Here is a 14,367-nt window from a genome sequence, read left to right on the forward strand (position 1 = left end):
ACGAGCAACGACTACGGCTTGGGCCGGTCGTCCCATTCATCCGATAGAATGCGGCGGCTGTCGCCCTCTGGGTCGTCATACTGATTGCTGCGCACAGTGTAGATAAACGCAACCAGACCTACAGCCCCCAGAAACAGCGAAATCGGGATCAGGTAGACGAGGATATTCATCGTTGCCCCCCACGTAGCCTTAGTGCGTTCAGCGAAACCGTGATCGAACTGGTGGACATTGCCAGCGCCGCGATCAGTGGCGTCGCCAGTCCCGCCACCGCCAACGGCACCGCGATGATGTTATAGAGCGTGGCAATGCGGAAATTCTCGCGAATACGTTTGGTGGCGGACTTGGCGATTGTGCACGCCTCCGCCAAAACACTCAGATCCGATCCCAGCAATACCATGTCCGACGCCACACGCGCCGCATCCAGCGCGCTGGCGGGCGAGATCGACACATGCGCTGCCGCCAACGCAGCGGTATCGTTCAGACCGTCCCCGACCATCAGCACGTGCGCGCCGGACGCGCGCAATTCCTCGACCCTTGCAGCCTTGTCCGCAGGGAGTGTTTCGGCCATCCAACGGGTGATGCCCAATTTTTCGGCCATCGCTTCGACGCTGGGCGCACTGTCGCCCGAGAACAGGTACACCTTGAAGCCACGTGCTATGAACTGCGCGACCGTCTCTGCCGCGCCGTCCCGCAACCGATCCTCGAATGGCAGCGCGACCGGCGCATCCTCTCCCACTTGCAGGTAGCTTGCTGTCACCGCCAGCGGCGCGGCTCCGACCCAGGAGGCACGCCCCAGCCGGACCGTTTGCCCCTTCCAGACGCCCTTGGCCCCGTATCCCGGCACCTCCGTGATCTCACTCACCGATGCGGGCGTTATCTCCGCCGCCTGTCCCGCTTCCACGATCGCCCGCGACAGCGGATGCGATGACCCCAGCGCCAACGCCATAGCGATGCCTGCCTCGCGGTCGCCCAGCGCATCCAGCCCGGTCAGAGCCGGCGTGCCTGTGGTTAGAGTGCCGGTCTTGTCAAACACCACGGTATCGACCTCTGCCAACCGTTCCAGCGCCGTGGCGTGTTTGATCAGCATGCCCCGCCGAAACAGCCGCCCGCTGGCCGCTGTCGTCACCGCCGGCACCGCTAGGCCCAACGCGCAGGGGCAGGTGATAATCAGAACCGCCGCTGCGATGTTGATCGCGGTGCGCATGTCATAGGTCGCTAGATACCAGCCCAGAAACGCCAGCGCCGACAGGATATGTACACCCGGCGCGTATAGCTTGGCCGCCCGGTCCGCCAGTGAGGTGTAATTGGCGCGTCCGGCCTCGGCCACGGCCACCAGATCAGCCATGCGGTGCAGCGACGTGTCGCGCCCTACCGCCGTGGCGCGGATGGTCAACGGTCCGGTCAAGTTCATCTCGCCCGCTGATACCGTCTGCCCCGGCCCGGCAAAGACCGGCAGCGTCTCGCCCGTCAGCAGCGCGCGATCCAGTTCGGACACACCATCAGTGATCTCACCATCGACCGGCAGTCGTCCGCCGGGACGCACCACGACCCGATCACCCACCCGCAACTGCGCGATCGGTACCTCGCGTTCGGTTCCGCCCTCGGATAGCCATGCGCGCGGCACTTCGAGTGCGGTCAACTCTTCGGCGGCAGAGCGTGCAATCGCGCGTGTACGATGATCCAGATAGCGCCCCGCCAGCAGGAAGAATGTCAATGTCAGCGCGGCGTCAAAATAGGCGTGTTCACCACGCAATGCGGTTTCCCACAGCGATGTGCCGACGGCCAGCAGGATGGCCAGCGTGATCGGGACATCCATGTTCAACTGCCCCGCCCGCAGCGCGCGCCACGCATTGCGGAAAAACGGCTGCCCGGCAAAGACGATGGCGGGCAATGCGATCGCCGCCGATATCCAATGGAACAGGTCGCGTGTCGCATCCGTCGCCCCGGACCAGACCGCGACTGACAGCAGCATGACATTCATGCTGGCAAACCCCGCAACCGCCAACCGCATCAACAGCTCACGCCCTGCCCGATCCGCCGCCGTGGCACTCAGCGCGCTTGGGTCCAGTTCATGCGCCTCATAGCCCAGCGCAGTCACTGCCGCGATCATATCTGCCGCAGTTATGTCCGGCGCAGCATCAATGGTAGCGCGCTTCAGGGTCAGGTTCACGCGCGCAGTCTTGACCCCGTCATGCGCGGCCAGCCCTGCCTCGATCCGTGCAATACAGGCGGCACAGTGGATCGTCGGCAGAGACAAGACGATCTCGCCGGTCCGTGGTTCTGATGCGCCCGCCAGTTCCAACGCCGCCGGTGCGGCAGCGCAGGCCGGGCAGGCCGAGGCCGGAGGGCGCAGCACGGCGGTCATTTCTTGATCAGAACGACGCGCTGACGAAACTCGGTGCCGTCCGCAGCAGTGGCCACCATGCGAATGTTCCAGTTGCCAGCACCTAATGCCACAGGGGCAGTATAAGCCTGCCCATCATAGGTAAAATCCGGCGCCATATCGTCGCGTACATTCGTCGCACGGCCCAGCACCGCATCCAGCGATGCGACCTCTACCGATGTTCCGTCCTGCCCGGTGATGGACAATGTCAGCAGGCCGGCATGATGCGACGCCGCAACGTGCCACCCTAACGACTGTTGCGCCGCGCGACGTTCATCGAACTCTTGGCTGGCTATGTAGGAATTCTTAACCTCGAGGCCCGGAAATGTGCGGACCGCGTTGTAAGCCAGCAATAAATTTACGGCGATGATCACACCGAACGCCGCGACAAAGCCGACCAGCACGTGACGACCGGTGATTTGCCGCACCGTGGGGGACTGATCGGCATCCATCTGTTCGTTCATGACACTACTCTGCCTTCCCGTTGAAAACGGTTCCCTTACTGGCCCGTTCGCCATTCGCCGTATCCTCGACCCAGAGCCGCACATCGGTGCGTGCGCTCTGTGCAGCCTGCGACCCGGCAGGGGCCTCCAGATAGACACGCTGGTTGGTCGTGTCATCCGCCGGCACGACCAGTGTATCACCCTCAATGCCTTCCAGCGACAGACGAATCGCGGGATCGCCCTTGACCGTCAGGACAAACGGTCGCGCCTCTCCATGCTTGTTCAGCAGCCGCACTTCGTAGGTGTTACGAGATCGTGCCGTCCGACATAGTGACAAAGGTCGGGTTGCGCACCGGCGCCACAGTCATCTCGATCTCAGCACGGATAAAGAGCGCAAAGATCAGGCCGATGCCCACCAGCGCCCAGAGCGAGGTATAGAGGATCGTCCGGGGCCGCAGGATATGCTTGATAATCGGACGAGGTGCCATACCCGCACGTTCATTCTGCTCATCCGTCAGCGCCATATAGTCAATCAGGCCGCGGGGTTTGCCGATCTTGGCCATGATGTCATCACAGGCGTCAATACACAGCGCACAGGTGATACATTCCATCTGCTGACCATCGCGAATGTCGATGCCCATCGGACAAACATTGACACAGGCCATGCAGTCGATGCAGTCGCCCGGTTCGTCCTGCGCCGCCGCCGCGCCGAGATCGTTGAGCGGCACACCGGGATAGGGCGTGGGTGCATATTTTGCCGCCCCCGGCCCTGCGGCACGCGACGTTGCTTCGGCCGCAGCTGCCTTTGCCGCATCCCTGCGGCGCACGTTGCTCTTGCCGCGCGGTTCACCGCGCCACTCGCGATAGGCAACAGTAAGCGTGTCCTCGTCCAGCATCGCCGCCTGAATGCGCGGCCACGGGCAGGCATAGATGCAAATCTGCTCACGCGCGAAACCGCCAAAGACAAATGTCGTCGCAGTCAGGATCGCCACAGTCGTGTAGGCTATGGGATGCGCGTTCAGGGTGAAGAGATCGACAAACAAGGTCGGCGCATCGGCGAAGTAAAAGACCCACGCGCCCCCGGTGGCACCGGCGATCACCAGCCATGTAATCCACTTGGTTAACCGCAGTCGGGCCTTGCGCAAGTCCCATTTCTTTTGCCTGTGCAGCCGCAGCCGAGCATTCCTGTCGCCTTCGATCCAGCGCTCCACCAGAATGAAAAGATCCGTCCACACTGTCTGTGGGCAGGCATAGCCACACCAGACCCGTCCCAGCGCAGAGGTAAACAGAAACAGGCCCAGCCCTGCCATCACCAGCAGACCGGCAACGAAATAGAACTCATGCGGCCAGATTTCGATCCAGAAGAAATAGAACCGCCGGTTTGCCAGATCAATCAGCACCGCCTGATCCGGCAGGTTCGGCCCACGATCCCAGCGCAGCCATGGCGTCAGGTAATAGATACCCAGCGCAACCACCATGATCCCCCATTTGAGGTTTCGAAACTTGCCATAGACTTTCTTGGGGAAAATCGGCTCTTGGGCGGCATATAGGCTAGGCGGTGTGTCTTTGACGGAATCGGCCACGGGGAATCACTCCGATCTTGCGGCTATTTCTGAGTCACTTGTTGCAGCACACGCGCCAAGCAACTTTGACCTGCATCAATTTCCGAGTCTGAGAGTGATATTTATCAGAGTCAAACCGACATCTTGTCGCTCAACCGTGCAAACCCACGTCGTGACCGATCTCCAGCGCCCCGTCGTCACGATGGCGCCGCAACCAGCGGACAAAGGTTCTGGCGGGTGGGCGCATCACGCCGGGGCGCGTGACGATGAAGTAACCGGTATCGCCCTTGTCGCGAAAGAGGATGCGCAGCGTACCGGCGGCCACATCGCGCTCCACCCATTTGGCCGTCAACACGGCGATCCCCTGCCCGTCGCGTGCGCCCTCCAGCATCAGGTTACCGGGCAACATCGTCACCGACTTCGCGCGCCCCTCTGTCACTCCCGCGCTATAGAGCCAATCCTGCGCTTGCAGTGCTTCCAATTCGTCCAACCACGGAAACTCCAGCAGATCGCTGGCCCGCTCGAACACCCGGTCCCCCACCAGAGACGGTGCCGCCACCACGACGATATCCGTAGGCACCAACAGCTCGGCATCCAGTCCGGACCAGACACCCTTGCCAAATCGCACCCCAAGGTCGATTCCGCCGGGCGTCGGATCGGCCCGCACCGGTGACGGATTGACCATCAGATCAATCCCCGGATGCCGGGTCTGAAAGTCGCGCAAGCGCGGCATCAGCCAGTTGGCGGCAAATTGCGGCGTGGTGGACACCTGTAAAGGCCGTTCCGCATCTGCACCTGTTAGTTGCGCCACGGTTTGCGCGATGACGCCGAACCCGTCGGCCAGCGATACCGCCAGCGCCTCACCCTCGGCAGTCAGGGCCAGTGCGCGACCGGATCGATCCACCAGCGCCAGCCCGATATGTGATTCTAGAGCCTTAACTTGCTGGCTTATCGCCGCATGGCTGACATTCAGTCGCGCCCCTGCCGCACTGGCTGATCCGGCTTCTGCCAATGCTGCAAAAGCGCGCAGTGCCGTAAGAGGAGGAAGAGAGTGCCAGTCCATTATGTTAGATTTCCTTACACGTTGGAAATGTTCCTGTGTGGCATCATGGCAGGGTTCGTCCCATATTCAAGTCATCAACAGCGCAGCGGAAAGGACATCCCATGCTGAATATCTTCGCAAACTCCTTTTTGACCGCAACCCGGTCGGAACCCGTCAACCACTGGGGCGATCGCCAACGCTTCGATGCCCGCAAAGACGCAGAGATCGAAGCACACACAGTCGCGCGTCGTCGTGATTGATCCCGCAACCCGGCGGGCATGTGTCAGGACCGGCGGTCTCTCCCGCCGCTGGCCCTGGCGCGGCCAACGCTGGGCACGCCCGATATCGGATGACGCACGCCGGTAGACACAAGAAGGCTCAGCACCCCAGTGCTGAGCCTTTGGCGTGATACGGATACCGCATCCAGTTGAAGCGATCACAGAGGCGAACCCGTATGCACCCTCAAACGGCCTCCTCATCTGATGTTGGTCGCGCCAGGGTCCGGCCAACCTGATAGCTTCTTTCCAACAGGGATTGCCGCCTCTTTGCTGACCCCGTCGCGCCGTGGAGAACCTCGAGCCGGCGCGGGGAAAGCCCGAAATAGCCAAATGTTCCTTTTATCCACGCGGTGTCCAATGCGGCGCTATAACCCGCATCCGCCATTTCGTCCGACCGCGCACCGGCAGGTATCAACAGAACACCGGAGCGGGATCGTTGAAGGGATCGTTCCGGGTCATCCAGCTGATCGTAGGCCCATCCCCACGACCACACACGATCAACCCAGCCCTTCATCATGGACGGCATGCCCCACCAGAACAGCGGAAAAACAAGACATATCGCATCAGCACGCGCGATCCGCTCCTGCTCTTTCGCCACATCTGCCACTGCGGTTGCACCGCTATCTGCTGCAATATCTGCCAGCGACCAACGCGGATCGAAACCTTCTGCGTGCAGATCGGCAAGCTCGACCGAATGACCCGCCGATTCAGCGCCATCCATGAATTTTCGGGCAACAGCCGCGCTAAAAGAGGATGGGTCAGGGTGATCGAGAACAGTCAAGACATGCATAAACAAATTCCATAAAAATGACTGCGCCGCGTACAGGCAAGGTATCATATTCGCCAAGTGAGATTGATCTCTCGGCGCGGCAAAGAATCCCTCTGATCCTTGTCAAAAGTGTTTCTAAAGGTTCAAGGTAACTTGAGGTCAAGAAGAATTGTGTCACATCGCGCTGTCAACATTCGACCGAGACGTGGTTCTTGCACTGAGAATTTTCTTGTGTTGCGAGAAAATTGGCATCGACCCTCCCGGAAACGCGCGAACAGGACGGGAGGTCGATGCCTCCCCGCGGGCCGAGAACGGCCTGCGGGTATCTTGGTGTTCGGGTGTGGCTACTCGCCGCCGCCCAACTGATGAACATAGGCTGCGACTGCGCGCACTTCGGCCTCGGTCAGGCGCTGGTTCCACGATGGCATGACGCCATAACGGCTGTAGGTCACTGTCGCCTTCACCGCGTCATAATCCCCACCATAGAGCCAGATCGCGTCTTTCAGGTTTGGCGCGCCTTGGGTTTGGTCGCCCGACGCATCCTCGGCGTGACACGCCGTGCAGTTGTCGACAAAGACGGTCTCGCCCGCACTTACTAGACTTGCATCTTTTGGCGTGCCGGACAGAGACATCACATAGTTGACGACTTGCTCGATCTCTGCACGTTCCAGAATGTCGCCAAAGGCAGGCATCTCTGAATACCGCGCATCGTCATCCTCTTCGTTGCGGATACCATGCGCAATCGTGGTATGAATCGCCTCGATGTCGCCCCCCCACAGCCAATCGTTGTCCAGCAGGTTGGGATACCCCTTGGCCCCTGCCGCGCCAGAACCGTGGCATTGCGCGCACCACGTCTTGAACACCGCCGCGCCTGCCTTTGACGCATAGTTGTTCAACTCCGGGTCTTCCGCGAGACGCGTCAGGTCGACCGCAGCCAGCTGTGCCCAGTTTTCGGCGTTGGCTTCTTCGACGCGGGCGATTTCGGTGATCACGTCGCCGCGTGTCGACCAGCCCAGAACCCCGGCAGTGGCCCCATTGATCATCGGCCATGCCGGGTAGGCGATGACATAACCGATCCCCCAGATGATCGTGGCGTAAAAGGACCACAGCCACCAGCGCGGCATGGGATTATCAAATTCCTCGATCCCATCCCATGAATGGCCGGTGGTGTTGGGATCATCGTCCAGCTTTTTAGGTGTTTTCTTGGCCATGATCTCAGCCCTCCTTGGTATCGGCCCCGACGCGGCGCGGCGCGGGCTTATCTTCGTGGCGGAAGGGGATATTGCGTTGGTCTTCGTAGCTCTTTGTGCCGCCCGGCCGGAAGACCCACAGGATCATGCCGACAAAGAAGATAAAAAGCGCCAGAAGCATCCAGCTATCGGCAAATTCCCTGAGTAGCGAATAGGTGTCCATATCGCGATCCTCCCTCAGCGGCTGGCGTCAGGGGTGAAGGTCGAGAAATCGACCAGCGTGCCCAGCATTTGCAGATAGGCGATCAGCGCATCCATCTCGGAAATGCCCGCCTGTCCGTCGAAGTTACGCACCTGTGCGCCCGGATACCTCTCCACCATCGCGTCATAATCGCCGAACGGGTCGATCTGCACCTTGAAATCGGCCGCTGCGTTTTCGATCATCTCGTCGGTGTATGGCACCCCAACCAGCTTGTGCGTTTTCAGCAGATCGCCGATATACGTCGGCTCAATCATCGCCTTTTCAAGGTAGCCATAGGTCGGCATGATCGATTCCGGCACGACCGATTGCGGGTTGCGCAGGTGGTCCAGATGCCACTCGTCCGAATAACGCCCCCCGACACGCGCCAGATCAGGTCCCGTGCGCTTGGAACCCCATTGGAACGGGTGGTCGTACTTGCTCTCTGCGGCCAGCGAATAGTGCCCATAACGTTCGACCTCGTCGCGCATCGGACGGATCATCTGACTGTGGCAGGTGTAGCAGCCTTCGCGCACGTAGATGTCGCGCCCGGTCAGCTCCAGCGGGGTGTAGGGGCGCATGCCCTCTACGTCCTCGATGGTGTTTTCCAGCCAGAAAAGCGGAGCGATCTGCACGATGCCCCCAATCGTGACCACGAGGAAGGCAAAGATTGCCAGCAGCGTCACGTTTTTTTCGAGGATTGCGTGTTTGTCCAAGATTGCCATTTAACCGGTCCCTCTCTCTTATTCAGCCGGGACAGCGGAGTTGTCTGCAGTCACAGCAGGGCTCCGTCTGACGGTCATGTAAAGGTTGTAACACATGATGACGCCCCCCAGCAGGAACAGCACTCCGCCCAGTCCACGCACCACCAGCATCGGGAACTTGGCCGCCACGGTATCGGCGAAGGAGTTCACGAGGAAACCGTTGGCATCCACTTCGCGCCACATCAGCCCCTCCATGATGCCGGTCACCCACATGGACGCGGCGTAGAGGATGATCCCGATCGTGGCCAACCAGAAGTGCCAGCTGACCAAGCTCAGACTGTATAGCCTTTCACGATTCCACAGCTTCGGCACCAGGAAGTAGAGTGCGCCAAAGGTGATCATACCGTTCCAGCCCAATGCGCCGGAATGAACGTGCCCGATGGTCCAGTCAGTATAATGCGACAGCGCGTTCACCGCACGGATCGACATCATTGGACCCTCGAATGTGGACATACCGTAGAACCCGATGGAAATGACCATCATGCGGATGATCGGATCGGTCCGCAGTTTGTCCCAGGCACCGCTCAGCGTCATCAGACCGTTGATCATGCCACCCCAGCTGGGCATCCACAGAATAACCGAGAACACCATGCCCAGCGTCGTCGCCCAATCGGGCAGCGCAGTGTAGTGCAGGTGGTGCGGGCCGGCCCAGATATAGAGGAAGATCAGCGCCCAGAAGTGAATGATCGACAGCTTGTAACTAAACACTGGGCGTTCGGCCTGCTTTGGCACAAAGTAATACATCATGCCCAGAAACCCTGCGGTCAGGAAGAAGCCCACCGCGTTATGGCCGTACCACCATTGCACCATGGCATCCTGCACCCCCGAAAAGACCTGAACGGATTTGGATCCGAAAATGCTGACTGGAATGCTGAGGTTGTTGAACACATGCAGCATCGCAACCGTGATGATGAACGACAGGTAGAACCAGTTGGCCACATAGATGTGCGGTTCTTTACGTTTGACCAGCGTGCCGATAAAAATTGCCAGATATGCCAGCCAGACAACCGTCAGCCACAAATCCACATACCACTCGGGCTCGGCGTATTCCTTGGACTGGGTCGCGCCCAACAGGTATCCGGTCGCGGCCAGAACGATGAACAGCTGATAGCCCCAGAATACGAACCACGCCAGATTGCCACCCCACAGGCGCGCTGCACTCGTACGCTGCACCACATAGAGGGACGTCGCGATCAAGGCATTGCCACCAAAGGCAAAAATCACCGCCGACGTATGCAGCGGCCGCAACCGGCCAAAGTTCGCATAGCCTTCAGCCCAATCGAAATTAAGTTGGGGAAAGGCTAACTGGAATGCGATGAACGTGCCGGCCAGAAATCCGACCACCCCCCAGAATGCCGTTGCGATCACGCCGGCGCGAATGACGCCATCCATGTATTCGCCTGACATATCAACCGCTTCGTATGGTTCATCGGTATTGCGCAGCACCCACAGGAACGTTCCCGCAGAGGCCAGCGCAATGGTCAGAGCATTTACCAGATAGGCCAGATCGCGAGCATAGTTGGCTGCGATCAACGCAAATAGCGTAATCAGACCAAGCGTGAGAAGCTTGATATAGTTCGACATGGTATGTCCCTTCGTCCTGTTCCACGCGATTCGACCAGAATCGCGCGTGCGCGTTTAGGCTTTGCCCCTTGATGCCGCAGTGCAGCGGCATACACTTTGATCTGCATCAAGGATTCAAATTGCTTTCCTTGACTCGCATCAAGGTCGGAAGGGTAGATTCCCGCCAACCTGCGGGAGAAAAACCCGGTCGGGGTAGTTTTCCCGACCTGTAACCACACTGCAAGGAGCTTATCATGGCTTACAAAACGATCGCCTCAGTTCTAACCGATGAAAGTCTCATGTTTCCGGCGCTCGAATGTGCGATTGACGCATCGCGCGCACATGATGCGCATCTTGATGTTCTTGCACTCGGCGTTGATCGGTCCTCCGTCGGGTATTATTACTCTGGTGCTTCGGCGATGATGTTGGAGCAATCAATTGGCCGCACAGAGGAAGAGTCCCGGCAAATCGAGGCGGCGGCCCGATCGCAGTTGACCAAAAGCGATTTGCGCTGGTCCTGCGAATCCGATGTGGCACAGCTTGTCGATCTGGCGCGTAGGGTTGCCCAGAGGGTGCGATTTTCCGATTTGGCCATCCTGCCACAGCCCTACGGAAAAGAACGCGGCGCAGAGTTGGAACCCGTGACCGAAGCGTGCCTGTTTGATGCACAGGTTCCGGTGATGATCATACCCGACGATGCACAATCTGTTGCACGCCCCAAGAGGATCGCGATCGGCTGGAATGACAGTGCCGAGGCGATGACAGCGGCGCGTGCGGCATTGCCACTGCTGAAAGAGGCGGAAAAGGTACATGTGGTGATCATTGATCCCCCCGCCCACAGCGCCAGCCGCTCAGACCCCGGCGGATTGCTGTCGCAGTTTCTGGCCCGTCACGGTGTCCGGGTTGAAATTGACGTTTTGTCCAAGACATTGCCGCGCGTATCGGACGTGTTGATGCGCCACTGCGCGGACATGGATGCCGATCTGATGGTGCTCGGGGCCTACGGTCATTCGCGATTCCGCGAGGCGGTCTTTGGTGGGGCGACGCGCGACTTGCTGGAACAAACGACTGTTCCATTGCTGATGGCGCATTAGGGGGTTTTTTCACGGCGCGCAGCTTTGACTTGACCCAACGGCCATACCTCTCGCACGCTCACTGCGGGAGGCATGGCAATGCAGATAGCAGCAGGGCTGAGTGGCATGGCCATGGGTATGGGCATGGTCGCCATGCTTTTTCTGACCATGCCAGTTTTTCAGCGGTCACCCACTGCGCAAACCCTGCCCGAGCTTGAGTTGCATCTGGTGCTGGCCTTCGATGTGTCGGCCAGCGTGAACGATGTGGAGTTTGCCCGCCAGCGCCGAGGCACTGCCGCCGCACTGCGAGCCCCCTCTGTCATGCGCGCGATCCGCAACGCACCCGGCGGCGTCGCAATGTCTGTCGTGCAATGGTCCAGTATCAGACGGCAGGCGTCCGGTCTGGGCTGGGCATGGATACAAACGGACGAGGAGACCGTGGCATTTGCCCGCGCGGTCGACGCGATGCCGCGCCGACTGGAAGGTGGCGGAACGATGATCCACGCGGGCCTTAGCTATGCGGCAGAGCAATTCGACACCGCACCGCATGTAGCCCGGCGGCAGGTGATCGATTTGTCGGGCAATGGCCAGACAGATGACGCGATCAAACTGCGCGAAGTGCGAGACAGCCTCTTGCGGCGCGGTATCGTGATCAACGCGCTCGCGATCGAAGAGGACACCGACGATCTGACCGATTACTTTCATGCCGAGGTCATAGGCGGGCGGCAGTCCTTTGTTATCACGGCAGATGATTGGAACGATTTCAGCCGCGCCATGCAGATCAAACTGTTACGTGAGATCCGCGGCGCGGTATTTTCCAGTACCCCCACGGTAACACAACGGGCATCACGTTGAGCGCCCCGCAGATCAGACCAGCATGCCGCCGTCGCTGTCATCCCCGGCGATGGCCTGCAGCCCGTCGAAATCCGGGACCGTAACGCGACGCTTGCCTTCGAGATGGATAATCCCCTCGCGTTTAAGCGCCGAAATCTGGCGGCTGACCGTCTCCAGCGTCAGACCCAGATAATCGGCCATTGCCTCTCGGGTCAGCGGCAGGTCGAACACCATCGGACCAGACCCGGCGACCAGTTTCAGCGTTGCATTGCGCCGCCCGATGATCAGCAGAAGTGATGCGATCTTTTCACGTGCAGTCTTGCGCCCCAGTACCAGCATCCATTCACGCGCGGCATCCAGTTCATCCAACGTCATTTCCAGCAGCCGCTGCGAGACGGCAGGCGTTTCACGCAGCAACTCCTCGAAGGGTTTCTTGCGAAAACAGCACATCACCAGATCACTGGTCGCAACCACGTCATACGCCGCGGCACTGCGTCCCGGACGACCGACGAAATCGCTGGGCAACAGCAAACCGACCATCTGCCGGCGGCCATCCTCCATCGTCTGGGTCAACGTGGCGATACCCGATACGACCGAGCCAACAAAATCCATCCGGTCCCCGGACCAGACGACGGTCTGCCCAGCCTGAAAGCTGCGATAGTATTTGATCCCATCGAGACGCTCCAACTCTTCGGCCTCGCACCGAGCACAAACGGCACGGTGTCGGATTGGGCATCCGTCGCAATCTTGTGGAAGCACCGGAGGGGAAGTGGAAGTCATTGCCATTTCTGGTCTGTGCCCTTCGCTCTTGATCTGGGTCAAAGTTGACGCCATCGGCACTCCATAAACTATGCGCATGGATAGCAAAGCACAACTGGCCAGGTTTGGGCTCTTTGATGCCGACGTGCCCCGTTACACCAGCTATCCCACAACCGCGCAGTTCACTGATACGATCGGCCCGGATGATCACTCAGCATGGGTCAGGGCCATCCCGGATGGCAATAAAATCTCGATATATGTGCACGTTCCCTTCTGTCGGCGGTTGTGCTGGTTCTGCGCGTACCGGACCCAAGGCACCCGGAACGATCACCCCATCGCCGCTTATCTGAACGTGATAAAAGCTGAACTGGCATTGCTCAGTGCGGATTTGCCGCAGGGCGTCACACTTTCGCGGCTCTACTGGGGCGGGGGCACGCCGACCCTGCTGACACCATCGATGATTGCCGATTTGACGGAGACTATTCGCGCGGTTGTACCCTTTGCCGAAGATACAGAATTCTCGGTGGAAATTGACCCGACCGAAATCGACTCTACACGTCTGGACGCGTTGATGCATGCGGGCCTAAGCCATGCTGTGATCGGAATTCAGGATTTTGATCCGTTGGTTCAGGCCGCCATTGGCCGCATCCAAAGCTTTGATGCCACCCGCGATGTCGTCGCGGAGTTACGGGCGCGCAGCATCGAACACATCAGCGTGGGCATCCTCTACGGCCTACCACACCAGACGCCGGTTCGAATTGCGCAGAGCGTGCAACATCTGCTGTCTCTCAATCCCGATCGTATCGCACTATATGGCTATGCCCATGTGCCGGGGATTGCCAAACGTCAGCAACTCATCCCTTCAGCGGACTTGCCAACGCCCCAAGAACGCCTCGCTCTCTTTCAGGCCGCACAGGAACTTCTTGTGTGGGATGGATATAGTCAGATCGGCATCGACCATTTCTGTGGTGTTGCCGACGGCCTGCCACAGGCACAGCAGACGGGGCAACTGCGGCGCAGCTTTCAGGGGTATACTGACGATCCCGCGGACGTGCTGATCGGCATCGGCGCGTCGGCCATTTCGCATTTTCCACAGGGTTATACGCAAAACGCGCCAGCAACCGGAGCATACGCCGCCGCCATTCAGGCCGGGCAATATGCAACGCAGCGCGGCCATGCCTACCGGGGCGACGACCTGATGCGCGCCCGGGTCATTCAGGCGCTAATGTGTGATTTCACCGTATGCCGCGCCAGATTGTGCAGGGACTTAGACATCTCGGCAGATGCATTGCACCGCCTGTTGGCCGAGGTCGCAGCCCGTTTCCCCAACCTGTTGCAGCTGGACGAAGAGGGCCTGACCATCCCGACAGAGGCACGATTGCTGACGCGGGTGATCGCGCGAGCGTTCGACGGCTATGCCGTCGACATGTCCGGGCACTGGTCGCCATTTTGACCCGTAGCCCAGCGAA

The 14,367-nt window shown here is 59.7% G+C and carries 15 protein-coding genes; 3 read left to right on the plus strand and 12 right to left on the minus strand.

Translation table 11 applies throughout. From position 1 onward, the window contains the following. Positions 1 to 11: 11 nt before the first annotated feature. The 11 genes from ccoS to ccoN all read right to left on the minus strand — a co-directional run bounded on the left by ccoS (position 12) and on the right by ccoN (position 10,253). Positions 12 to 170 carry a cbb3-type cytochrome oxidase assembly protein CcoS gene (gene ccoS / locus N7U68_RS08040; RefSeq protein WP_165196598.1) on the minus strand — a complete coding sequence of 53 codons (159 nt, stop codon included), beginning with the start codon at positions 168 to 170 and terminating at the stop codon, positions 12 to 14. After that, positions 167 to 2,365, minus strand: coding sequence for a heavy metal translocating P-type ATPase (locus N7U68_RS08045; protein ID WP_263048780.1), 2,199 nt, complete (start codon positions 2,363 to 2,365; stop codon positions 167 to 169). Before N7U68_RS08045 ends, ccoS begins: the two co-directional genes overlap by 4 nt. Continuing rightward, a complete protein-coding gene (locus tag N7U68_RS08050) occupies positions 2,362 to 2,847 on the minus strand; it encodes a FixH family protein (protein WP_263048781.1) in 486 nt (161 codons plus the stop codon). The genes N7U68_RS08045 and N7U68_RS08050 overlap by 4 nt, the downstream gene beginning before the upstream one ends. Positions 2,848 to 2,851: 4 nt before the next feature. Next, positions 2,852 to 3,121, minus strand: a complete 270-nt coding sequence (locus N7U68_RS21050) for a FixG Ig-like domain-containing protein (RefSeq protein ID WP_373322978.1) — start codon at positions 3,119 to 3,121, stop codon at positions 2,852 to 2,854. Positions 3,122 to 3,131: 10 nt separating this feature from the next. Next, positions 3,132 to 4,304, minus strand: coding sequence for a 4Fe-4S dicluster domain-containing protein (locus N7U68_RS08055; protein ID WP_373322996.1), 1,173 nt, complete (start codon positions 4,302 to 4,304; stop codon positions 3,132 to 3,134). 235 nt (positions 4,305 to 4,539) lie between these two features. Next, entirely contained in the window at positions 4,540 to 5,451 is a 912-nt protein-coding gene (locus tag N7U68_RS08060; RefSeq protein WP_165196592.1) for a LysR family transcriptional regulator, read from the minus strand. Between the two features lie 441 nt (positions 5,452 to 5,892). Next, complete coding sequence (locus N7U68_RS08065; RefSeq protein WP_263048782.1) at positions 5,893 to 6,498, minus strand: NAD(P)H-dependent oxidoreductase; 606 nt, start codon at positions 6,496 to 6,498, stop codon at positions 5,893 to 5,895. 323 nt (positions 6,499 to 6,821) lie between these two features. Further along, positions 6,822 to 7,688, minus strand: a complete 867-nt coding sequence (ccoP, locus tag N7U68_RS08070; protein ID WP_263048783.1) for a cytochrome-c oxidase, cbb3-type subunit III — start codon at positions 7,686 to 7,688, stop codon at positions 6,822 to 6,824. 4 nt (positions 7,689 to 7,692) lie between these two features. Further along, the gene (locus N7U68_RS08075) at positions 7,693 to 7,890 is read right to left on the minus strand and encodes a cbb3-type cytochrome c oxidase subunit 3 (protein WP_165196586.1); all 198 of its coding nucleotides are present in this window, start codon (positions 7,888 to 7,890) and stop codon (positions 7,693 to 7,695) included. 14 nt (positions 7,891 to 7,904) lie between these two features. Next, positions 7,905 to 8,630, minus strand: coding sequence for a cytochrome-c oxidase, cbb3-type subunit II (ccoO, locus tag N7U68_RS08080; RefSeq protein ID WP_165196584.1), 726 nt, complete (start codon positions 8,628 to 8,630; stop codon positions 7,905 to 7,907). Positions 8,631 to 8,648: 18 nt separating this feature from the next. Continuing rightward, complete coding sequence (gene ccoN, locus N7U68_RS08085; RefSeq protein ID WP_165196582.1) at positions 8,649 to 10,253, minus strand: cytochrome-c oxidase, cbb3-type subunit I; 1,605 nt, start codon at positions 10,251 to 10,253, stop codon at positions 8,649 to 8,651. 233 nt (positions 10,254 to 10,486) lie between these two features. Between ccoN and N7U68_RS08090 the strand changes: the two genes are divergently transcribed. Beyond that, positions 10,487 to 11,326 (plus strand): universal stress protein, encoded by an 840-nt coding sequence (locus N7U68_RS08090; RefSeq protein WP_263048784.1) that lies wholly within the window; start codon positions 10,487 to 10,489, stop codon positions 11,324 to 11,326. A gap of 78 nt (positions 11,327 to 11,404) precedes the next feature. Beyond that, entirely contained in the window at positions 11,405 to 12,160 is a 756-nt protein-coding gene (locus tag N7U68_RS08095) for a DUF1194 domain-containing protein (protein ID WP_263048785.1), read from the plus strand. A gap of 12 nt (positions 12,161 to 12,172) precedes the next feature. Here the strand turns inward: N7U68_RS08095 and fnrL are convergent, their stop codons facing one another. Continuing rightward, on the minus strand, positions 12,173 to 12,919 hold the full coding sequence (gene fnrL, locus N7U68_RS08100; RefSeq protein ID WP_165196576.1) for a transcriptional regulator FnrL: 747 nt from the start codon (positions 12,917 to 12,919) through the stop codon (positions 12,173 to 12,175). A 76-nt stretch (positions 12,920 to 12,995) separates the two neighbouring features. On the opposite strand from fnrL, the gene hemN reads away from it, so the two are divergent. Beyond that, positions 12,996 to 14,351 (plus strand): oxygen-independent coproporphyrinogen III oxidase, encoded by a 1,356-nt coding sequence (gene hemN / locus N7U68_RS08105; protein WP_263048786.1) that lies wholly within the window; start codon positions 12,996 to 12,998, stop codon positions 14,349 to 14,351. Positions 14,352 to 14,367: the final 16 nt, after the last annotated feature.

It is taken from the genome of Roseovarius pelagicus, assembly GCF_025639885.1.
GTDB lineage: Bacteria > Pseudomonadota > Alphaproteobacteria > Rhodobacterales > Rhodobacteraceae > Roseovarius > Roseovarius pelagicus.

Bases quoted from the DNA above. Each gene is read 5' to 3' on its own strand.
- ccoO (WP_165196584.1), bottom strand. From the start codon at position 8,630: ATGGCAATCTTGGACAAACACGCAATCCTCGAAAAAAACGTGACGCTG.
- ccoN (WP_165196582.1), bottom strand. From the start codon at position 10,253: ATGTCGAACTATATCAAGCTTCTCACGCTTGGTCTGATTACGCTATTT.
- N7U68_RS08075 (WP_165196586.1), bottom strand. From the start codon at position 7,890: ATGGACACCTATTCGCTACTCAGGGAATTTGCCGATAGCTGGATGCTT.
- ccoS (WP_165196598.1), bottom strand. From the start codon at position 170: ATGAATATCCTCGTCTACCTGATCCCGATTTCGCTGTTTCTGGGGGCT.
- N7U68_RS08050 (WP_263048781.1), bottom strand. From the start codon at position 2,847: ATGAACGAACAGATGGATGCCGATCAGTCCCCCACGGTGCGGCAAATC.
- N7U68_RS08095 (WP_263048785.1), top strand. From the start codon at position 11,405: ATGCAGATAGCAGCAGGGCTGAGTGGCATGGCCATGGGTATGGGCATG.
- hemN (WP_263048786.1), top strand. From the start codon at position 12,996: ATGGATAGCAAAGCACAACTGGCCAGGTTTGGGCTCTTTGATGCCGAC.
- fnrL (WP_165196576.1), bottom strand. From the start codon at position 12,919: ATGACTTCCACTTCCCCTCCGGTGCTTCCACAAGATTGCGACGGATGC.
- N7U68_RS08090 (WP_263048784.1), top strand. From the start codon at position 10,487: ATGGCTTACAAAACGATCGCCTCAGTTCTAACCGATGAAAGTCTCATG.
- N7U68_RS08060 (WP_165196592.1), bottom strand. From the start codon at position 5,451: ATGGACTGGCACTCTCTTCCTCCTCTTACGGCACTGCGCGCTTTTGCA.
- N7U68_RS08055 (WP_373322996.1), bottom strand. From the start codon at position 4,304: ATGGTGGTTGCGCTGGGTATCTATTACCTGACGCCATGGCTGCGCTGG.
- ccoP (WP_263048783.1), bottom strand. From the start codon at position 7,688: ATGGCCAAGAAAACACCTAAAAAGCTGGACGATGATCCCAACACCACC.
- N7U68_RS08045 (WP_263048780.1), bottom strand. From the start codon at position 2,365: ATGACCGCCGTGCTGCGCCCTCCGGCCTCGGCCTGCCCGGCCTGCGCT.
- N7U68_RS08065 (WP_263048782.1), bottom strand. From the start codon at position 6,498: ATGCATGTCTTGACTGTTCTCGATCACCCTGACCCATCCTCTTTTAGC.